At 70.3% G+C, this 19,876-nt stretch carries 17 protein-coding genes; 13 read left to right on the top strand and 4 right to left on the bottom strand.

The window, feature by feature from the left end:
* Positions 1-52 precede the first annotated feature (52 nt).
* From HUT18_RS25480 to HUT18_RS25490, 3 genes are all read left to right on the top strand, one after another.
* Complete coding sequence (locus tag HUT18_RS25480) at positions 53-1,015, top strand: NADP-dependent oxidoreductase (protein ID WP_254879088.1); 963 nt, start codon at positions 53-55, stop codon at positions 1,013-1,015.
* Positions 1,016-1,203: 188 nt separating this feature from the next.
* Complete coding sequence (locus HUT18_RS25485; protein WP_176102874.1) at positions 1,204-2,997, top strand: glycosyltransferase family 2 protein; 1,794 nt, start codon at positions 1,204-1,206, stop codon at positions 2,995-2,997.
* Between the two features lie 3 nt (positions 2,998-3,000).
* A complete protein-coding gene (locus HUT18_RS25490; RefSeq protein WP_176102875.1) occupies positions 3,001-4,944 on the top strand; it encodes a galactose oxidase-like domain-containing protein in 1,944 nt (647 codons plus the stop codon).
* A 45-nt stretch (positions 4,945-4,989) separates the two neighbouring features.
* Here HUT18_RS25490 and HUT18_RS25495 read toward each other — a convergent pair whose 3' ends face one another.
* Together HUT18_RS25495 and HUT18_RS25500 are read right to left on the bottom strand one after the other, a co-directional pair.
* On the bottom strand, positions 4,990-6,378 hold the full coding sequence (locus tag HUT18_RS25495; RefSeq protein ID WP_176102876.1) for a hypothetical protein: 1,389 nt from the start codon (positions 6,376-6,378) through the stop codon (positions 4,990-4,992).
* Positions 6,379-6,479: 101 nt separating this feature from the next.
* On the bottom strand, positions 6,480-7,478 hold the full coding sequence (locus HUT18_RS25500) for a glycoside hydrolase family 6 protein (protein WP_176102877.1): 999 nt from the start codon (positions 7,476-7,478) through the stop codon (positions 6,480-6,482).
* A gap of 266 nt (positions 7,479-7,744) precedes the next feature.
* On the opposite strand from HUT18_RS25500, the gene HUT18_RS25505 reads away from it, so the two are divergent.
* Positions 7,745-8,254: a MarR family winged helix-turn-helix transcriptional regulator gene (locus HUT18_RS25505; RefSeq protein WP_176102878.1), complete on the top strand. Its 510-nt coding sequence runs from the start codon at positions 7,745-7,747 to the stop codon at positions 8,252-8,254.
* Between the two features lie 90 nt (positions 8,255-8,344).
* On the opposite strand, the gene HUT18_RS25510 is transcribed toward HUT18_RS25505, so the two are convergent.
* Complete coding sequence (locus HUT18_RS25510) at positions 8,345-9,367, bottom strand: metallophosphoesterase (RefSeq protein ID WP_176102879.1); 1,023 nt, start codon at positions 9,365-9,367, stop codon at positions 8,345-8,347.
* A gap of 287 nt (positions 9,368-9,654) precedes the next feature.
* On the opposite strand from HUT18_RS25510, the gene HUT18_RS25515 reads away from it, so the two are divergent.
* The 3 genes from HUT18_RS25515 (at position 9,655) to HUT18_RS25525 (ending at position 12,168) form a co-directional block, all read left to right on the top strand.
* Positions 9,655-9,999, top strand: coding sequence for a DUF3817 domain-containing protein (locus HUT18_RS25515; RefSeq protein ID WP_176102880.1), 345 nt, complete (start codon positions 9,655-9,657; stop codon positions 9,997-9,999).
* A gap of 211 nt (positions 10,000-10,210) precedes the next feature.
* Positions 10,211-11,911, top strand: coding sequence for a methylmalonyl-CoA mutase (locus HUT18_RS25520; RefSeq protein ID WP_176102881.1), 1,701 nt, complete (start codon positions 10,211-10,213; stop codon positions 11,909-11,911).
* Entirely contained in the window at positions 11,878-12,168 is a 291-nt protein-coding gene (locus HUT18_RS25525) for an FAD-dependent oxidoreductase (RefSeq protein ID WP_217710520.1), read from the top strand. Before HUT18_RS25520 ends, HUT18_RS25525 begins: the two co-directional genes overlap by 34 nt.
* 117 nt (positions 12,169-12,285) lie before the next feature.
* Here HUT18_RS25525 and HUT18_RS25530 read toward each other — a convergent pair whose 3' ends face one another.
* The gene (locus HUT18_RS25530; RefSeq protein ID WP_176102882.1) at positions 12,286-12,945 is read right to left on the bottom strand and encodes a TetR/AcrR family transcriptional regulator; all 660 of its coding nucleotides are present in this window, start codon (positions 12,943-12,945) and stop codon (positions 12,286-12,288) included.
* A gap of 446 nt (positions 12,946-13,391) precedes the next feature.
* Here HUT18_RS25530 and HUT18_RS25535 point away from each other — a divergent pair, with 446 nt between their 5' ends.
* The 6 genes from HUT18_RS25535 to HUT18_RS25560 all read left to right on the top strand — a co-directional run bounded on the left by HUT18_RS25535 (position 13,392) and on the right by HUT18_RS25560 (position 19,769).
* Positions 13,392-14,363 carry a tetratricopeptide repeat protein gene (locus HUT18_RS25535; protein ID WP_176102883.1) on the top strand — a complete coding sequence of 324 codons (972 nt, stop codon included), beginning with the start codon at positions 13,392-13,394 and terminating at the stop codon, positions 14,361-14,363.
* 637 nt (positions 14,364-15,000) lie between these two features.
* Entirely contained in the window at positions 15,001-15,618 is a 618-nt protein-coding gene (locus HUT18_RS25540; protein WP_176102884.1) for a DUF6230 family protein, read from the top strand.
* 127 nt (positions 15,619-15,745) lie between these two features.
* Positions 15,746-16,282, top strand: a complete 537-nt coding sequence (locus HUT18_RS25545; protein WP_176102885.1) for a DUF6114 domain-containing protein — start codon at positions 15,746-15,748, stop codon at positions 16,280-16,282.
* Between the two features lie 91 nt (positions 16,283-16,373).
* Positions 16,374-17,717: a hypothetical protein gene (locus HUT18_RS25550; protein WP_254878803.1), complete on the top strand. Its 1,344-nt coding sequence runs from the start codon at positions 16,374-16,376 to the stop codon at positions 17,715-17,717.
* A 150-nt stretch (positions 17,718-17,867) separates the two neighbouring features.
* Positions 17,868-18,830 (top strand): prolyl aminopeptidase, encoded by a 963-nt coding sequence (gene pip / locus HUT18_RS25555; protein ID WP_176102887.1) that lies wholly within the window; start codon positions 17,868-17,870, stop codon positions 18,828-18,830.
* 411 nt (positions 18,831-19,241) lie between these two features.
* Positions 19,242-19,769 (top strand): hypothetical protein, encoded by a 528-nt coding sequence (locus HUT18_RS25560; protein ID WP_176102888.1) that lies wholly within the window; start codon positions 19,242-19,244, stop codon positions 19,767-19,769.
* Positions 19,770-19,876: the final 107 nt, after the last annotated feature.

The following is a 19,876-nucleotide window of genomic DNA, read 5'->3' on the forward strand; positions in this document are numbered from 1 at the left end:
GACCACCCACACCCCACAGCAGACCGATACCGATACCGAGACCGCGCCGACGATGCGCGCGATCAGCCAGGACGTTCTCGGCGACCCCGAGGTCCTGCAGCAGGTCGAGGTCGCGCGCCCGGCGCCGGGACCGAGCCAGGTACTGATCAAGGTCCACGCGGCGGGCGTGAACCCCACCGACTGGAAGCACCGGGCCATGGGCCTCTTTCTCGGTCGGCCGCCGTTCGTCCTGGGCTGGGACGTCTCCGGCGTGGTCGAGGCGGTGGGCATCGGCGTCACCCTGTTCAAGCCGGGCGACGAGGTCTTCGGGATGCTGCCCTACCCCCACGGGGTCGGCTCCCACGCCGAGTACGTCACCGGGCCCGCGCGGGCCTTCGCCCACAAGCCGCCGACGATCGACCACGTCCAGGCGGGCGCGCTCCCGCTCGCGGCGCTCACCGCCTGGCAGGCGCTCGTCGACACAGCCAGGGTGCGGCCCGGCGACCGTGTCCTGATCCACGCGGCGGCCGGTGGCGTCGGCCACCTCGCCGTACAGATCGCCAAGGCCCGTGGCGCGTACGTGATCGGCACGGCCAGCGCGGGCAAGCACGCGTTCGTCCGCTCGCTGGGGGCCGACGAGATGATCGACTACCGCGAGGCAGACTTCACCGAGGCCGTCCACGACGTCGACGTCGTACTGGACACCATCGGCGGCGACTACCAGCTCCGTTCGCTGCGCACCCTGCGCCCCGGCGGTGTGCTGGTCTCGATCCTGCCCGTGCCGGGCGAGGGCCTGGCCGAGGAAGCCGTCCGGCTCGGCGTGCGCACCGAACTCCTGCTCGTCGAGGCCGACCACACCGGGATGAACGCCATCGCCGAGCTGGCGGAGGCGGGCACGCTCCGGGCGACCGTCGCGGAGACCTTCCCGCTGGCCGAGGCCGCGAAGGCGCACGCACTCGGTGACACGAACCGGACGACGGGCAAGCTCGTACTCGTCACGGACGCCATGGACGCCGCAGGAGGCACGGGCGAGTGAGCGGCCACGCCGTGACGGCACGTCACTCCGCGGCACCTCGCTCCACCTCGTGGCCGTAATCGTCCGGGCGCCCTCTTTCCCCCGCTTGCCCGACGAAGAGTGCCCGGACGGACCCCTCCGGTCGACACGTCGTCGCATGTCCCTTTGTGTGTGGGTACTGGCTTGTTCCCTCACACCCGGGAGTGCCCGTGCCGCCGGAGGGCTACGACTACGACAGCTACAGCCGCCTCGCGGGGCCGCTGACGGAGCCCACCGGCAGCGCCTACCGGGTGGAGTACCGCTCGCTGCTCGCCGACGAACCGCACCGGATACGCGCGGTCCTGCTGATGACGCTGGCCCCGGTCCTCACCGGGGTGCTGCTCGTCTACCTGGTCTGGCCGACGCACTGGACCCGGCGCGAGGGCGCCGAGACCTGGCTGGTCGCCTGTGACGTCACGATGCTGGTCACGATCGGGTTGATCGAGGCGTTCATGCTGGTCAACGTCATCTCCATCGCCCACGCCACGATGGTCGCCCGCGACCCCGTGCCGGTCACCCCCGAGCGGGGGACCCGGGTCGCCTTCCTCACCACGTTCGTGCCGGGCCGCGAATCCTTCGAGATGCTGAGCCGCACGCTGCAGGCCATGGTCAAGGTCCACCACACCGGGCTGCTGGACTTCTGGCTCCTGGACGAGGGTGACGACGAACAGGCCCGCACCCTCTGCGCCGAACTCGGCGTACGGCACTTCACCCGGCACGGCATCCCCGAGTGGAACCGGGACACGGGCCCCCACAAGGCCCGCACCAAGCACGGCAACTACAACGCCTGGCTCGCCAAGCACGGTGCGGAGTACGAATTCTTCGCCTCCGTGGACACCGATCACGTTCCGCAACCGGGCTTCCTGGAACGGATGATGGGCTACTTCCGCGACCCCGACGTCGCCTTCGTGGTCGGCCCACAGGTCTACGGCAACTACCGCTCGGCGGTCACCAAGGCCGCCGAGTCGCAGCAGTTCCTCTTCCACGCGCTGATCCAGCGGGCCGGAAACCGCTACCGCGCGCCCATGTTCGTCGGCACCAACAACGTCGTACGGATCCGCGCGCTGCGCCAGATCGGCGGGCTGCGCGACTCGATCACCGAGGACATGGCCACCGGCTTCGACCTGCACCGGCACCGCAACCCGGCCACCGGGCACGCCTGGCAGTCCGTGTACACCCCGGACGTGCTGGCCGTCGGCGAGGGCCCGGCCTCCTGGACCGACTTCTTCACCCAGCAGATGCGCTGGTCCCGGGGCACCTACGAGACGTTGCTCAAGCAGTACCGCAAGGCGCCGCTCTCGATGCCGCGCGGGCGGTTCTTCTCGTACTCGCTGATGCTCGCCTACTACCCGATGTCGGCCGTCAACTGGCTGCTCGGAGTGCTCAGTTGTGTGCTCTTCCTGTGGTTCGGGGCCTCCGGTACGCAGGTCGCCGCGTCGGTGTGGCTGATGCTGTACAGCGACGCGGCGGCGCTCCAGATCGGGCTGTACCTGTGGAACCGGCGGCACAACGTCTCGCCGCACGAACCGCAGGGCTCCGGGGGCCTGGCCGGGATGGCGATGTCCGCGGTCTGCGCGCCGATATACGCCAAGTCGCTGTGCGAGGCGGTGCTGCGGCGGCCGAGCCGGTTCGTCGTCACCCCCAAGGGGGAGGCCAGCGCGGACCGGCTGCTGACCTTCCGTATCCATCTGGGCTGGGCCGCGATACTGCTCGCCTCACTGACCGCCTCGGTGCTCCTTGACCACACCCATGCGGCGATGCGGACCTGGTCGGTACTGGCCACCGTGATCGCGCTCGCCCCGATCGTCGTCTGGATCCTGAGCGAGCTGCGGCGCAGGGTGACGCACCGGAAGAGGCGGACCGCCGTGCCCGAGCCGGAGGCGACGGCCGCGCCCGCGCTCGCGGCTCCCGCCGTCCCCAGCGCCCCCGCCCAGATGTCCGGCACCACGACGGGAGGCAACTGAGCCATGGCCTACACGCCCTCGAAGAAACTGAAGAAGACGGCACTCGGGGTGGCCGGGGTCGCCGTGCTTGCCGGACTCAACGCACCCGCGGCGGTCGGCTTCGCCAAGGACAAGTACCACGAGTACAAGATCGCGCAGCCCGGCTACCAGGCGAAGTACGGTTCCTGGAAGCAGGTCGCCATCCCGGAGAAGTTCCGTACGAACGCGATCCACGCCGCCCTGCTGCACACCGGCAAGGTGCTGATCGTCGCGGGCTCCGGCAACGAGCAGCGCAAGTTCGACGCGGGCTCCTTCGACACCGTGCTGTGGGACCCGGTCCGGGGTACGTACAAGAAGATCGAGACCCCCGACGACTTCTTCTGCGCCGGTCATGCCCAACTGCCCGACGGGCGGCTCCTGGTGGCGGGCGGCACCGCGCGCTACGAGCTCCTGGAGGGCGAGGTCGAGCGCGCGGGCGGCGGTATGCGGGTCAAGAACGAGGACCCGGACCGTGCGGTCTTCCTGAAGAAGGGCACCCGTTTCCGCTCGCCGTCCGGCGTGGAGTACGTCTCGCGCTTCGACGTGAGGGTGCCCAAGGCGAAGAAGGTCCCGGTCAAGGGCGGCAAGCCCGGTCAGGTCAGGGTGAAGTCCAGCGAGATGCGGGTGTTCGTGGAGGCGGTCAGAAAGGGCCGCGGCTCGGTGACGGACCGGCAGGCGCAGTACGAGGTGGTCGGCCTCAAGGGCGCCCTGGCCGACGACGTCTACGGCCTCTCCGAGAAGATCACCATGGACAAGCAGGACTTCCAGGGCATCAAGGCCGCCTACGAGTTCGACCCGAGGGCCGAGAGGTACATCAAGGTCGACCCGATGGACAAGGCCCGCTGGTACCCGACGCTGGTCGGGCTCCAGGACGGCAGGGTGCTCGCGGTCTCCGGCCTCGACGACGTCGGGATGATCGACCCCGGCGACAACGAGATCTACAACCCGCGCACCAAGAAGTGGTCCAAGGGCCCCGAGCGCTACTTCCCGACCTACCCCGCGCTCTTCCTCACCAAGGGCGGCAAGCTCTTCTACCCGGCCTCCAACGCCGGTTACGGTCCCGCCGACAAGGGCCGTGAGCCCGGCCTGTGGGACCTGAAGAAGAACACCTTCGAGAAGGTGCCCGGCCTGAAGGACCTCGACCAGACCGAGACCTCCTCCTCGGTGCTGCTGCCGCCCGCGCAGGACCAGAAGGTGATGATCCTCGGCGGCGGCGGGGTGGGCGAGTCCAGGAAGTCCACCGCGCGTACCGCCGTCGTCGACCTGAAGAAGGACAACCCGGCCTTCCGCACCGGGCCCGAACTCCCGCAGGGTACGCGGTACTTGAACAGCGTGATCATGCCGGACGACACCGTGTTCACCACCAACGGCTCCAGCGACTACCGCGGCCGCAGCGCCAGCAACATCCACAAGGCGCAGGTCTACGACCCGAAGACCAACACCTTCAGCAAGGCCGCCGATCCGGAGGTGGGCCGCAACTACCACTCCGAGGCGCTGCTGCTGCCCGACGGCCGGGTGGCCACCTTCGGCTCCGACCCCCTCTTCGACGACCAGCAGAACACCAAGCTCGGCCACTTCGAGCAGCGCATGGAGATCTACACCCCGCCCGCGCTGCACCGTGCGAAGAAGAGCGGCCGCCCCGCCCTCGGCAAGGGCCCGGAGCGGGCCGACCTCGGCGAGCACCTGACCTTCCCGGCCGAGCGGCCCGGCCGTATCGCCCGCGCCCGCCTGATGCGGCCGAGCGCGGTCACCCACACCACTGATGTCGAACAGCGGTCCCTGGCACTGCAGTTGGAGCGCGGCGAGGACAACATCACGGTACGGGTGCCCCAGGACCCGACCCTGGTGCCGCCCGGCTGGTACATGCTCTTCGTCACCGACAAGGAGGGCACGCCGTCGGAGGCGCGGTGGGTGAAGGTGGGGAAGTGAGCCGGGCGGGGTCCGGTGGCGGGCGGGCCACGGTCCACCGCGGGGTCAGGCGCCCAGGTCGCCTCTGAAGACGAGGTACAGGGCTTGTTCCGGGCCCACGACGAGGAGGCGGCGCGCGTCGTCGTCGATGTCGATCGTCCCGTCCTCGGCTCGCCAGAACGCACCGTTGTCGTCGGAGTCGGCCCACACGGACAGCCGTCGTTCCGGTCCGCCGACCGAGGCGACCGGGCCGAAGAGCAGCTCGGCAAGCAGGTGCTCCACCAACTCGGCCCCGGCTCCCGCTTGTTGCGCGCAGGCGGCGGCGAAGGCGTCCAACTCGTCGAGGAGAGCGGCAGGTTGGAGAGGGCGCAGTCCCTCGCCGATCATCCAGACACCGTTCTCCTGTTCCGTCGCGGGATCGCCGAGGGCAAGGTGCTTCATCCCCTGATCGCCCAAGTCCCCCGATTCGTCGTCCAGTTCCTCCGGAGTGGGCGCCAGGAAGGAGTGGCGGCCGAGCCAGTCACCGGCGCCGTAGTCGTACTGGAGGTCGATGTGGTCCTCGTCGTAGCGCTCGTACCAGGTCGTCGTCGCCCACCAGGCGCGTACCGAGGCGAGGTCGAGATGGCGCCCCGGGGCGAGCCCGTGGGGCTGCCATCCGACCCGGAACGCGCCACGGCCGTCGCACTCCAGCAGGGACGCGAGCACGGTCCCGGCACAGACCGCCCGTACGCGCCGCTCGGCGAGCGGGTACGCCCCGGGCGCGAGCCGGACCCCGTCGGCGCACGCGGCGAGCGAGCACGCCGGATTGACGGGCGCGCCCTCCTCGGTGCGTGGCATGACGCTGATGCGGACGAGGGGTGTGGACCACGCCGTGGTCGACACGACGACATGTGTCTCGCCCGCCACCACTTCGCCGGTCACCGGATCGGCCACCGTGACGACCGCCGCCTCCTGCCCCGTCGAGACAAGGGTCTCGCGCAGGTCGGCGGCGAGCAGGGCGACCCGGTGTGACGGCGTCAAGTCCCGGGCCGGCAAGGCCTGTTCCGACGGAGCCTCTTCCAGCGAGGTCTGATCCAACAGGACCTGTTCCAGGAAGGTCTGTTCCAACAGGGCCTGTTCCAGCAGGGCGGCCGCTTCGGGCACGGTGACGGGACGGCACTCACGGACTTCGCGTCGCGCCCCGCCGCCGGGAGCGGTCAGCGGAAACAGGCCGCAGCGCGTCAGTGTGTCCGGGGTGAGGCTGGTGTCCTTCTGGTCCGTGCACAGGCGAGTGAGGACGGTGGGCGCGGCGGGATCGTCCTCCCGCAGCCAGCGGTCGAGCAGATGGACACGGACCGCGACGTCCGCGTGCTCGTCCCAGTCGAGATCGAGCAGCCCCTCGGCCCCCTGCTCCGTGTCCTTTCCGCCGTGCTCCTCGTGTCCGAGGAATTCTCCGGCCGGACAGCCGTACTCCATGTGCGCCCCCTGACGGTCGGTTGCTGCGCGCAGTCTTGCGTACGCAACTGACAGTCCTGGGTGGGCAGTTGAGAGGAGAGGCCGCCCGGGCGGGCTGGCGCTCAGCCCTGCGCGCCGCGCGCCAGCCCCAGCGCGTAGTCCGGCCACCAGGTACCCGCCGACGGGCCGCCCCGGCAGGTGCCGTCGGACTCGCCGGGCCGCTTGACCCAGAGGTAGGCGTCGACGAGCTTGTCCCCGGTGTCCGTGGTCGGGGGCTTGCCGAGCGCCCGGCCCGGCGGGTTGCACCAGGCCTCGCCGCGGCGGCCCGCGAGCGGGCCGCGGCCGTTGCGGCTGGTGTCGACCACGAAGTGCTTGCCGCCGGTCAGCTTGGACAGCCGGTGGCCGTAGACCAGGTTGGTCCCGTCGGTCTGGAAGTTGGAGACGTTCAGGGCGAAGCCGTCCGCGCGGGCGAGGCCGGAGCGCTTCAGCGGGTCGGCCAGCCTGGCCGGATCGCGGATCCAGGCCGGGTTCCCGGCGTCCAGGTAGACCTGGGTGTGCGGCTGCTCCTTCAGCAACTCGATGGCGGCGCCGAGGAGTTGGTAGCGCTCCTCGTGGTACTCCGGCGGGGTGCAGCCGTCGACGTTGTGCGGCACCGCGTCCGGTTCCAGGACCACGAGCGCCTTGCCGTCGCCGATGCCGCGCGCGAACTCGGCGATCCAGCTGAGGTACTCCGCGCCGCTGTCCGCCCCGCCCGCCGAGTGCTGGCCGCAGTCGCGGTGCGGAATGTTGTACGCGACGAGGACCGCCGTCCGCCGGTCCTCGGCCGCCGCCCGCATCACCTTGCGTACGGCCCCCGCCGCCCCGCTGCCGCCGGGCCAGATCGCCACCGGCTGCTCGGCGATCCGCTCGATCGCCTTCGCGTCCTGCTCGCGCCCCTGATCGCGCCACTGGCGCACCTGCTCCGCCGCCGGGCCGTGCCGGTCCACCCAGAACGGCGAGTCCGTCTTGCCGAGCCCGTCCGGGCCCTGCTCGGCGGAGGCACTGCCGGTGAGACCGGAACAACCCGCGGCCAGTGAGCCGAGGGCGAGGAGGAGGGCGGCGGTACGCAGCGGCCGGGACATCAGCACCTCTTGACGGGCGTCGGTCGACGGTGGCGGGGTCGCGGTGCGCGGCGGGTGCGCGCACGCACGCGCCCCGTCCGGGCACGGACAATGCCGCAATCGTGACATAGGCCGCTTATCGGTACGGGATGCGACACCGGGCATCCCGTGACCCGGCCGAGGGCACCCCGCTCGCCCGCCGCGGCAGGTACCGAATCGCGAGCGGAAGGTACCGGAGTACGAGACGGGGCGGATCCGTGTGGCGGGCGGCCGATAGGGTCCATGGCGTGCCGAAACCGCTCAGCCTGTCCTTCGATCCCATCGCCCGCGCCGACGAGTTGTGGCGGCAGCGCTGGGGGGCCGCGCCCTCCATGGCCGCGATCACCTCGATCATGCGCGCCCACCAGATCCTGCTCGCCGAGGTCGACGCCGTGGTCAAGCCGTACGGACTGACCTTCGCCCGCTACGAGGCCCTGGTGCTGCTGAGCTTCTCGCAGGCGGGCGAGCTGCCGATGTCGAAGATCGGCGAGCGCCTGATGGTGCACCCGACCTCGGTCACCAACACCGTTGACCGCCTGGTGCGTTCGGGCCTCGTCGACAAGCGGCCCAACCCCAACGACGGCCGCGGCACCCTCGCGAGCATCACCCCGAAGGGCGCCAAGGTGGTCGAGGAGGCCACCCGCGACCTGATGGAGATGGACTTCGGTCTGCGCGCCTACGACGAGGAGGAGTGCGGCGAGATCTTCGCGCTGCTCCGGCCGCTGCGGGTGGCGGCGCAGGACTTCGAGGAGAAGTAGGAGCAGTAGGAGAAGCAGGAGAAGCAGCGGACGCGGGTCCGCCCGCCGGGCGCTGTGCGGCGCCGGACGGGCGGCCCCGGGGCCGTGCCGTCAGAGGGTGGTGTGCAGCGGCACCGTGATCTGCTTCAGCCAGTCGCGCTTGGCGAAGTCGCGCGCCTTGATGACGACCCGGTCCCGGTGCACCTCGACCTGGAGCCCCTGGTTGAAGGCGCCCTCGACGGTCACCTCGCCGCCCTTGCCGTCGTCCGTGTAGCCGGTCTGGATCGCGCCGGTGTTGACCACCGAGAAGCCGTCCAGGTTCGCGGTGCCCGGCACCACCCGGCGTACGTACCAGTCGGACAGGCCGAGGTCCCAGTGCGTGTGCCCGCAGAACAGGAAGACGTCGCGGTGGCGGCCGAGGATCTGCAGCAGGCGGTCGGCCTGGAGGTAGTCCTTCGAGTAGAGCTTGTTGTGGCTGCCGGAGACCGTGTTCGGCAGCGGGTGGTGCGTGATCACCATGACGGGCTTGCGCTGCCGGGACCAGTACCGCAGCCGGTCCTCCAGCCAGGCGAGCTGGGCGTCGCTCAGCCAGACCTCGTCCCACAGCTGCGGGTCGTGGTAGTGCATGTAGCGCTCCGTGCCGATGCTCAGCACCGGGATCCCGCCGAAGGAGTGCTCGGCCTGGACCTTGTTGCGGCCCGCGAAGTTGTAGAAGCTGCGAAACAGCGAGTCCTCGGTGGTGCCGTTCGGCCAGGTGTCCTGGGCCAGCTCGCTCGGGGTGCGCCACTTCGGCACGTAGAACTCGTGGTTGCCGATCGCCCAGGCCACCGTCTTCGGCAGGGTGTGCTTCGCGCACTCCTCCTTCACCGCCGCGTACTCGGCGTCGTAGCCGCGCGGGGTGATGTCACCGGCCACCGCGAGCCCGGCGCTGTCCGGGTTGATCGTGCGCATGTCCTTCAGCGCGGTGCTCAGGTCGGTGAGGTCGCCCTGGATGTCACTGATGACGTTGAAGCGGGCCAGCGGCGCGCTCGGGGCCCGGCGCCCGTCGGCGTGGGCGGAAAGCGGGGCCGCGGCGCCGAGCGCCACGGCCCCGGCACCGGCTGCGGCGCCGGTGAGCAGAGATCTGCGGTCCATGAGAAGCCCTTCGGGGGTCTGCGGGAAGTTCTGCGAAATTCGGGGGGCGAACCGCGGAGATTTCCTGGTGGCAGTGGCCGGGGCGTGACCGGTTTCGGGCCGGGTGGCGAACTCTGGCGCCGGGGGCGGGCCGGGCGGGCGCGGGGGCGGCCGTGACGGGGCTCGGTCTACGGCTGTTGCTGTCCTGTCCGTCCTGTGCCGTCCCGGCGCCGGACGAGACGAAGGCCACCCGGCCCGGGTCGGGCCCGCGTACGGAGCGAGCAAAACGGGCGGTTAGTCTCGTAGGCATGAAGAAGAGCGTGCTGACCCGCTACCGCGTGATGGCCTACGTCACCGGTGTGCTGCTGGTCCTGCTGACCCTCGGCATGATCGCCAAGTACGTGCTCGACCTGGGCGGCGCCGCGGACTTCACGCGCGTCGTCAGCATCGCGCACGGCTGGCTCTACGTCGTCTACCTGGTCTTCGCCTTCGACCTGGGCTCCAAGGCCAAGTGGCCGGTGGGCAAGCAGCTCTGGGTGCTGCTCGCCGGGACCATCCCGACCGCCGCCTTCTTCGTGGAGCGCAAGGTCAGCGCCGAACTGGAGGCGAAGGTCGCCGGGACCGCCGAGGACAGCGCCCCCGCGAAGGCCTGAGCGCCGCCCGACCCGCATACGTGCAGCCCCGAGCCGACCGGCTCCGGGCGCGAAACGGCCGTACACCCGACCCGGTGTGCGGCCGTTCCGTCGTTGGGGTTCCGTCGTTCCCTCCGGCCGCTCGCGACGACACCACTGCGGCGCCGGACGGCCGTCGTCAAAAGGCCGTCGTCAAAAGGACGTGCGCCCGACCCGCCACTAGATTCGGGGTATGGACCCAGACGCCATCCAGGACGGCCGTCGACGCTGGCAAGCCCGCTACGACGCCGCCGCGAAGCGGGACGGCGACTTCACCACGCTCTCCGGCGACCGGGTCGAGCCGGTGTACGGCCCGCGCGAGGGCGATGTCTACGAGGGCTTCGAGCGGATCGGGTGGCCCGGCGAGTACCCGTTCACCCGTGGTCTGTACGCGACCGGCTACCGCGGCCGCACCTGGACGATCCGGCAGTTCGCCGGGTTCGGCAACGCCCGGCAGACCAACGAGCGCTACCGGATGATCCTGGAGGCGGGCGGCGGCGGCCTGAGCGTCGCCTTCGACATGCCGACCCTGATGGGCCGCGACTCCGACGAGGCCCGCTCGCTCGGCGAGGTCGGTCACTGCGGGGTGGCCGTCGACTCGGCCGCCGACATGGAGGCCCTGTTCCGGGACATCCCGCTCGGCGAGGTCACCACCTCGATGACGATCAGCGGCCCGGCGGTGCCCGTCTTCTGCATGTACCTGGTCGCGGCCGAGCGCCAGGGCGTCGACCCCGGCGTGCTCAACGGCACCCTCCAGACGGACATCTTCAAGGAGTACATCGCCCAGAAGGAGTGGCTCTTCCCGCCCGAGCCCCATCTGCGGCTCATCGGCGACCTCATGGAGTACTGCGCCGCGCGGATCCCCGCCTACAAGCCGCTGTCCGTCTCCGGCTACCACATCCGCGAGGCCGGTGCGACGGCCGCGCAGGAACTTGCGTACACCCTCGCCGACGGCTTCGGCTACGTGGAGCTCGGCCGCTCCCGGGGCCTGGACGTCGACGCCTTCGCACCCGGCCTGTCGTTCTTCTTCGACGCCCATCTGGACTTCTTCGAGGAGATCGCCAAGTTCCGCGCCGCGCGCCGCATTTGGGCCCGCCGGCTGAAGGAGGTCTACGGGGCACGGACCGACAAGGCCCAGTGGCTGCGCTTCCACACCCAGACCGCCGGTGTCTCGCTGACCGCGCAGCAGCCGTACAACAACGTCGTACGTACCGCCGTGGAGGCACTCGCGGCGGTCCTCGGCGGCACCAACTCGCTGCACACCAACGCCCTGGACGAGACCCTCGCGCTGCCGAGCGAACGGGCCGCCGAGATCGCCCTGCGCACCCAGCAGGTCCTCATGGAGGAGACCGGGGTGGCGAACGTGGCGGACCCGCTGGGCGGTTCCTGGTACGTGGAGCAGCTCACCGACCGTATCGAGGCCGACGCCGAGAGGATCTTCGAGCGGATCGAGGAACGGGGCCTGCGCGCCCATCCGGACGGCGTGCACCCGATCGGCCCGGTCACCTCCGGCATCCTGCGCGGCATCGAGGACGGCTGGTTCACCGACGAGATCGCCGAGTCCGCGTTCCGCTACCAACAGGCCCTGGAGAAAGGCGAGAAGCGGGTCGTGGGCGTCAACGTCGCCACCGGCTCGGTCACGGGTGACCTGGAGATCCTGCGCGTGGGCCACGAGGTCGAGCACGAGCAGGTGCGCCTGCTCGCCGACCGCAGGTCCGCCCGCGACGCCGCCGCGGTGCGCACCGCCCTCGACGCCCTGCGCACCGCCGCACGCGACGGCTCCGGCATGATCGAGCCCATGCTGGACGCGGTACGCGCCGAGGCCACGCTCGGCGAGATCTGCGGCGTCCTGCGCGAGGAGTGGGGCGTGTACACGGAGCCCGCGGGGTTCTGACCGGTCACGACTGGACCGCGGATCCGTACGCCCGCGGTACCTGGACCGCGGATCCGTACGCCCGCGGTACCTGGGCCGTGTTCCGCCCCGGTCAACTCGCGGCGTCCTGGGCCGACTTCCAGGTCCCGGAGGGCCGCGTGCACTTCGCCGGCGGCGACTTCGCGACCGGCTACCCGGGCACGATCGACGGCGCGATCGAGGGCGGCCTGACCGCGGCGCGCAAGGTGCTGGCGGCACTGGGTTCCGCCGTGCGGTGAGCGGGTGAGCGGTAGCGGGGCAGGGCGGGGCGAGTGGGATCGGTGGCGGTTAGAGCGGAATCAGGGCCGAGTTGGACTCCGTCTCCGTCTCTGTCTCTGCCTCCGTCTCGTCTCCGTTTACCTCTCGGGCCCGGCGTCCCGAGTGGCCGCACGCTCCTCGCCGAGGCCGACGAGGCCGCCCAGGAGCAGTTCGGTGAGCTGTCGCGCCCACTCCACGTCCACCGGCTCGGCGCTCACCAGTGAGCGGTGCACGACGGCTCCGGCCACCACGTCGAAGATGAGGCTCGCGGTCGCCTCGGCGGTCTCGGTGTCGTCCTCCACGGGCAGTTCGCCGCGCTCCTGGGCCTTGGCCCGCCCCTCCAGGACCAGACGCTTCTGCCGGTCGACGATCGAGACGCGGATGTGCTCGCGCAGCGGCTCGTCCCGGGTCGACTCGGCGATCACGGCCATCAGGGCGGTCCTGGTCTCGGGCCGGTTCAGGATCTCGGCGAACTGCAGCACCACGCCCTCGATGTCCCCGGCGAGGCTGCCCGAGTCGGGCAGTTCGAGTTCGTCGAAGAGCGCGGCCACGGTGTCCACGACCAGTGCGCTCTTGCTGGGCCAGCGCCGGTACAGCGTCGTCTTGGCCACGCCCGCGCGGGTGGCCACATCGCCCATGGTCAGCTTCGACCAGCCGAGTTCGACGAGGGCGACCCTGGCGGCGGCCAGGATCGCGGCGTCGGCCGCGGCGCTGCGCGGGCGTCCCGTACGGGTGGGACCTGACGTGCGGCTGTGCATGGGGGGACCATACCGGCCGGATCCAGACCTGCCGTGAGGGAGATCACCCGGATTCGGGGTACGCGCCGAGGCCCGGACAGTTACGCTACGACTCGTAGCGTTAGAAGGGTGAGGTCCTCCCTCCCGGACGGCGCCAGCGACAACCACACAGGCCCGGGTGGGGACCCGGCGCCAGGAACTCCGGCCCGCGCCGGACCGCCGAGAGGCCTCGCGAACCGGCGAGCTGCCCCGACAAGCGACACAGCGGGCCGCGCACGACGACGCATTGAAGAAGTGTCGAAGACGCCTTGACGGCGTACTGCGGGGCGTGACCCGTGCAGAGGGCGGGTCGGCGGGCGTGGACCCGACCGACCCCGACGCTCCGCATACGGCTGGAAACCCAGGGTTCGTACGGCCGAAATCCAGCGCTTTTCCTACGGCGCGCGCGGAGGGGGGAGGATGTACCCATGCAGCCACGCAACATGTCCATGAGTGGAGTCGTCGACCTCGCCGCGGTGAAGGCGGCCCAGGAGGCCAAGACCAAGGCCGAGCAGGCCCGCGCCGAGTCGGCACGACAGGGCGGCGGCGGTGCGGTGCCGCCCGCGAGCCTGGTCACCGACGTCAACGAGGCCGGATTCGAACGCGACGTACTGCAGCGCTCCACCGAGGTTCCCGTCGTCATCGACTTCTGGGCCGAGTGGTGTGAGCCCTGCAAGCAGCTCAGCCCGCTGCTCGAACGGCTCGCCGTCGAGTACAACGGCCGCTTCGTCCTCGCCAAGGTCGATGTCGACGCGAACCAGATGCTGATGCAGCAGTTCGGCGTCCAGGGCATCCCCGCCGTCTTCGCGGTGGTCGCGGGCCAGGCGCTGCCGCTGTTCCAGGGCGCCGCCCCGGAGGCGCAGATCCGCCAGACCCTCGACCAGCTCGTCCAGGTCGCCGAGGAGCGCTTCGGGCTCACCGGCCTCGTCGTCGACACCGACGCGGACGAGGCCGAGCGGGGCCCCGTCGAGGAGCCGGCCGGACCGTACGACGCCGCGCTCGGTGCGGCCGTACAGGCCCTGGACGCGGGCGACTTCGCGGGCGCGGTGCAGGCGTACAAGAGCGTCCTGGCCGAGGACCCGGGCAACACCGAGGCCAAGCTGGGTCTCGCGCAGGCCGAACTCCTCAGCCGCGTCCAGGGAGTTGACGCGCAGCAGGTGCGCCGGGCGGCCGCCGAGGACCCGGCCGACGTCCAGGCGCAGATCGCCGCAGCCGACCTCGATCTCGTCGGCGGTCATGTCGACGACGCCTTCGGCAGGCTCATCGAGACCGTCCGCAGGACCGCGGGCGAGGACCGGGATGCCGTACGCCTGAGGCTCCTTGAGCTTTTCGAGGTCGTCGGGGCGGATGATCCGCGTGTGATGTCGGCCCGCACCAAGCTGGCCCGGGTGCTGTTCTGACCGAACTGCCGCCCGACGGCTGACCAGTGGCTAAACACGGCCCCTTGTGGGGCGCACGTGAAGGTTTGTCGACGGAGAGTTACGGTGGCCGCGCTTTGCCAAAACTTGGCAATCGCGGCCGCTGTTACTTCTGGTAAACAATCCCGGGCGACAAGGTAGTTGATGTCCCATTTTGAGTTGATGTCAGCGACCGGTGGGTAACACCCTGCGTTGCGATCATGTGCCAAGGAGTCGCGCCCCGGTTATCCAGCCGTTACCAGTGGGTAACGAGACCCCTTGTGCCTGCGCCGAAGATGCACCACGATCGGCCAAGCTCGGTCCATTTCCACGATGCCCGCACGCCAGTTGGGAATCGAGGGTCACGATGGGTCCCCACCGAGTGGCCGGCGGCAGTGGCGTCGGTCAGGACAGGGGGGTCTCTGCCGTTCGGCAGGGCCTGTCCGAGAAAGGCCGCGCAGACACGTGGCCGGTGGTTGTCGCTCGGGGGTGATCGCCGTGGTTCGGAACGCTCCAGCGCCTCCGAAGCGGGCGCTCTCCTTCCCGAGGACGTAGCACTTCTCCCATCCCTGCCCGGCTTGAGCCGCCCTTCGGGGAGCAAGTCAGGGCCGGAGATGTACGTCCGAGAAGGAGGAAAGTCATGGAGTCCCTGGCTCGTGGCGGAACCAGATGGAAGCGGTTCGCCGTAGTCATGGTGCCGAGCGTCGCGGCGACCGCCGCGATAGGCGTCGCCCTCTCGCAGGGTGCGCTCGCGGCATCGTTCAGTGTGTCCGGTCAGCAGTTCAAGGTCACTGCTGACACGCTTGACGGCAAGGGCTTCGTTCAGTACGGAGCCCTGGACAGCGGTAAGTCGGGCAAGCACCCGGTCGCCGTTGTCGGTCTGGACTCGGCAGAGATCACCAACCTGTGCCAGTCCGTCGTCATCCCCGTCCCGGTGTTCGGCGACGTGTCGATGAAGCTGACCGCGGGCAAGCCCGGCGGTCCCAAGGTTGAGGCGAAGAAGCTTTACATCGACGCCGATGACCTGCAGACGAACGCCACGTTCAACAACATCGACATCGGCGTCGACGTCGACAGCACCACCAAGGGCCCGGGTCCGAGCAAGGGCGACAAGTACGTCCCCGGCTCGTTCGCGCAGCAGGCCGAATCGGTGCACTTCGAGGACGTCAAGCAGCGTGCGTGGGCGACCACCGCGGGCACCTTCAAGCTCTCCGGCCTTGGCATGAAGGTCCAGAAGGGCAAGCACGAGTGCTACTAGGCCTCACCGCCTAGCAGTGCTTGATGCGTCAACGGCCGGGCGCGGGGACGCGAGGGTTCTCCGAGCCGTCCCCGTGCCCGTCACCGCATCCATCTGAGTATCAGACGCCATACCCGAGGAGTACGACATGAGCGCCGAAGCGCAGGCAGGGTTGGGCGGGGGCAGCAGCAGGATCGGCGAATGGCGCCGGTCGTTCCGGAACTGGCGCGGACAGCGTCCGTTCTGGGCGGGCATTCTGACCATTCTCGGCGGCGTGCCCATCATGTACTTGCCGTACGCCAACCTCACGCTCGGCACCCTGACCATCCGCATGGCGACCACCGCCGGCGCCGGATCCCTGATCATCGGTGTGCTGCTCGTCGTGCTCGGTCTGACCATGTGGTTCCAGAAGCAGTCGCGCGTGTTCGCGGGTGTCGCGACGATCCTGCTCGCCCTGGTCTCGCTGGTCGTCTCCAACTTCGGTGGTCTCGTCATCGGCTTCCTGCTCTCCCTCGTGGGCGGCGCCCTCGGCATTTCCTGGGCGGAAGGCAAGCCGGTGAGTCGGGCCGCGGAGCGCACCGAGAAGGGTGCCGACGCGGCCACCGGGGACGGTTCGGGCGAGGCGAGTGACCTGTCAGGAACGAGCCCGACTAACGGGACGAACGGGAGGCACCGTGCCGGCTGACGAGGTGCGCGAGGACCCGGCGGGAGGGTCCCGTGCAAGATCAGGGCCGCGGCATGCAGCGCCCAAGAAGCCGCTCTTCACCAGGTTTCATGTGCCTGCGGGCAAGGCGATGGCCATCGCCGCGATGCCGACCGCCGTCCTCATGGGCATGGGTCTGACACCGACCCTCGCCCAGGCCAAGCCGCAGCCCAAGAACCCTTTCCAGGACGGTCCCTGCGTCACGCAGCCGGACGAGGCCGGCAAGGAAGCCGAGGACGAGAAGGCCAAGGACAGCAAGACCGAGGACGGCAAGGCCGAGGACGGGAAGCAGACCGGCGGCGAGACCGAGCCGGGTGACAAGCCCGGTACGGACGAGCCCGGTACGGACAAGCCCGCGGACGACGGCGCGGACTCCGGCGAGAACCCCCTCAAGCGTCTCCAGGAGGCGTACGACAAGGCCAAGTCGGAGGCCGAGACGGCTGCCGACAAGGCCAAGGAACTCGTCGAGAAGGCCAACGAGGCGGCCAAGGGTGAAGGCGGCGGCGACAGCGCCGAGCCGGAGCCGAGCCCCTCACCGTCCGAGTCCGAGGACGACTTCAACCCGCTCGACCCGCTGGGTCTCGGCAAGGCGCTGAAGGACCTCTTCACGCCCGACGAGCCCGCCGAGCAGGAGCCCGCTCCGTCCGAGCCGCCCGCCGGTGAGGAGCCCGACAGCGGTGACTCCGCGGCCGTCCAGGCCGCGAAGAAGGCCCTCGCGGACGCCAAGGCCAAGAAGGCCGACGCGACCGAGGCGAAGAAGGCGCTCGACGAGGCCAAGGCGAAGCTCGCCGAGGACGCGAAGGACGCCGCCGACAAGGCCGAGGACGCCGCGGACAAGGCGAAGGACGAGGCGACCGAGGCCGCGGACAAGGCGAAGGACGCCGCGAAGCCCGGTGCCGAGGACCCGATGGCCCCGGACGAGAACGGCAAGAAGCCGTTCCCGTGCCCGGTGGAGAAGAAGGTCGCGGGCAGCGACGAGCAGACGCCGGCCCAGCTGCCGAACCAGCCGTGGTTCCTGGAGGCCAGCTCGCTGACGTTGAAGGGTGCCGACTACAAGGGCATCGTCAACGTCACCACGGCCAACGGCGAGACCAAACAGGTCATGAAGTACATCATCAACGACGGTGTCGACATCGGTGATCTGCACCAGACCATCGACATCCCCGACGGCGGCAACGTGACGCACGTCGCCGCGGGCAAGGGCACCACCTCCACCATCCGTGGCGGTGCGGTGACGATGTACACGGAGAGGCTGTCCGGCAACCTCTTCGGACTGATCCCGATGACCTTCGACGCCGAGCACCCGCCGCCGCTCAACCTGCCCTTCCTCTACTTCACCAACGTGAAGGTGACCCAGGCAGGACAGTTCGGCGGCAACCTCACCGTCCCGGGACTGCACTCGTACATCACGAACTAGTCCCGCCAAGTACCCGTCCGGGAGCCGCAGTTGGGCCGTGGCCCGTACCCTTTCGAGGGTGCGGGCCACGGTCGCGTCCGGCGGACCGCGCGGCTGCGCCCCCGCCGCGAACGGTTTGACGCCGCCCACGCCGTCGGCTGGACTGCCCCGATGAGCTCCGACTTGCACCCGCCCCTGGAACCCTACGAGCACGGCCTGCTGCCCACCGGCGACGGCAACCTCCTCTACTGGGAGGCCTGCGGGAACCCGCACGGCAAGCCCGCCCTGGTGGTGCACGGCGGCCCGGGATCCGGCTGCAACACCACCGTGCGGCGGCTCTTCGACCCCGAGCGCTACCGGACGATCCTCTTCGACCAGCGCGGCAGCGGCCGCAGCCGCCCGCACGCGAGCGAGCCGGACACCTCCCTGGAGCACAACACCACCGGCCACCTGATCGCCGACATGGAACTCCTGCGCGTCCATCTCGGCATCGACAACTGGCTTCTGTACGGCGGGTCTTGGGGCTCCACCCTGATCCTCGCCTACGCACAGGCGCATCCCGAACGGGTCACCGAGATCATCCTGGACGCCGTGACCACCACCCGGCGCTCCGAGACCGACTGGCTCTACCGCGGCGTCGGACGCTTCTTCCCCCGCGAGTGGGAACGCTTCCTCGCCGGAGCCCCCGGCACGGCCCCCGACGGCGACCTCGTCGGTGCCTACGCCCGGCTGGTCAACGACCCCGACCCCGAGGTACGCCTCAAGGCCACCGCCGACTGGTGCGCCTGGGAGGACGCCGTACTCTCCGGCGAGACCGGCGGCGACTCCGCCCCGTTCGGCGACCGCCCGCCGGCCGCGAAACTCGCCCTGGTCCGCATCTGCTCCCACTACTTCGCCCACGGCGCCTGGCTGGAGGAGGGCCAACTCCTGCGCGAGGCCCACCGTTTGGCGGACATCCCGGGCGTACTCGTACACGGACGCCTGGATCTCAGCAGCCCGCTGGACACCGCCTGGGAGCTCCACAAGGCCTGGCCCGGCAGCGAGTTGCACGTGGTGGAGAACGGGGGGCATCTCGCTACGTCTGCGAGTAGGAAGCATGTCCTGGCGGCGCTGGAGCGGTTCGCGGGGCGGTGAGCCCACTGCGCCCCCCGGGGCCATGGCGCCAACTCCTGTGCAGGGGTGGCTCATTGAGGCCGAAGGGCAGTCGCGGGCGGGCCGTACCGCCGCCTTCTTCCGCCGCGCGAACTGGTACTGAGCGTGCCATCGTCGCTGTCGCTGTCGCTGTCGCTGTCCCTGTCGCAGGTGCTGGTGCAGATGGCGGCGGAACGGCACCTTCTCCGTACTTGATCGGTAACAAGCTCCCGGAGAACGTGAGTTGGCGCGATTCCCGTTGCAGACTGTGATTGCGATCGAGAAGCGAGAAGTGAGAAGCAATAGGCAAGAAGCAGTAAGCAATAAGCGAGAAGTGACAAGCGAGAGCGGCCTCGTGCCGCGTCAACGGGGGAACACCATGGATACCGATGTCTACTGCCCGGCGCGTCCGTCATGAGCGTCTATGAACACCTGATCCGCGCCGCGGGTGCCGCGGGCGCCGCAGGCGGTGCCGGTGGCCGGGGCGGCTCGGGCGGTCGCGGTGGGTCCGGTGGCCGAGGCGGCGGCTACGTCGGGGGTGGTCATCTGGGCGGCTCCTACGGTGGTTCGTACGACGGGGGAGGCTCCTACGGTGGCGGGGGCTCGTACGGGGGTGGCTCCTCGGACAACATGGAGACCTTGCTGTACGTGCTGCTGATCATGATCGTGGTCGGTTTCGCGGTAGGCGCCCTGGTGGCGTCCCAGAACCGGGCGCGCCAGGCGGCCTTGGCGCTGCACGTCCCGCCCCCGCTGCCCTTTCAGCCGCCCCCGCCACCGGCTCACGGGCCCCGGCCCGGCGCCGCCTCGTCCCCGCGCTCGCCGTTCGCCCCACCGGCACCGCCCCCGGCGTACGATCCCGCGTACCAGTCCTCCGGGCGTGCGCCCTCTGCTTCCCCCTATGGGCCGCCGCCACCGCCGCCGCCCGCCTTCCCGGCCTCGTAGCCGCCGCCGTAGGCGAGGACACCGGCCGCTCCCGGCGTGCTCACGCGAAACGGGCCGGTGTCGCACGGTCAACTCCCGTGCGGCACCGGCCCGTTCACGTCCGCGCC

It is taken from the genome of Streptomyces sp. NA04227, assembly GCF_013364195.1.
GTDB lineage: Bacteria > Actinomycetota > Actinomycetes > Streptomycetales > Streptomycetaceae > Streptomyces.

Excerpts from the sequence above, each read along its gene's own strand:
- HUT18_RS25480 (WP_254879088.1), top strand. The coding sequence starts at position 53 with ATGCGCGCGATCAGCCAGGACGTTCTCGGCGACCCCGAGGTCCTGCAG.
- HUT18_RS25490 (WP_176102875.1), top strand. The coding sequence starts at position 3,001 with ATGGCCTACACGCCCTCGAAGAAACTGAAGAAGACGGCACTCGGGGTG.
- HUT18_RS25495 (WP_176102876.1), bottom strand. The coding sequence starts at position 6,378 with ATGGAGTACGGCTGTCCGGCCGGAGAATTCCTCGGACACGAGGAGCAC.
- HUT18_RS25500 (WP_176102877.1), bottom strand. The coding sequence starts at position 7,478 with ATGTCCCGGCCGCTGCGTACCGCCGCCCTCCTCCTCGCCCTCGGCTCA.
- HUT18_RS25510 (WP_176102879.1), bottom strand. The coding sequence starts at position 9,367 with ATGGACCGCAGATCTCTGCTCACCGGCGCCGCAGCCGGTGCCGGGGCC.
- HUT18_RS25515 (WP_176102880.1), top strand. The coding sequence starts at position 9,655 with ATGAAGAAGAGCGTGCTGACCCGCTACCGCGTGATGGCCTACGTCACC.
- HUT18_RS25520 (WP_176102881.1), top strand. The coding sequence starts at position 10,211 with ATGGACCCAGACGCCATCCAGGACGGCCGTCGACGCTGGCAAGCCCGC.
- HUT18_RS25530 (WP_176102882.1), bottom strand. The coding sequence starts at position 12,945 with ATGCACAGCCGCACGTCAGGTCCCACCCGTACGGGACGCCCGCGCAGC.
- HUT18_RS25535 (WP_176102883.1), top strand. The coding sequence starts at position 13,392 with ATGCAGCCACGCAACATGTCCATGAGTGGAGTCGTCGACCTCGCCGCG.
- HUT18_RS25540 (WP_176102884.1), top strand. The coding sequence starts at position 15,001 with ATGGAGTCCCTGGCTCGTGGCGGAACCAGATGGAAGCGGTTCGCCGTA.
- HUT18_RS25545 (WP_176102885.1), top strand. The coding sequence starts at position 15,746 with ATGAGCGCCGAAGCGCAGGCAGGGTTGGGCGGGGGCAGCAGCAGGATC.
- pip (WP_176102887.1), top strand. The coding sequence starts at position 17,868 with ATGAGCTCCGACTTGCACCCGCCCCTGGAACCCTACGAGCACGGCCTG.
- HUT18_RS25560 (WP_176102888.1), top strand. The coding sequence starts at position 19,242 with ATGAGCGTCTATGAACACCTGATCCGCGCCGCGGGTGCCGCGGGCGCC.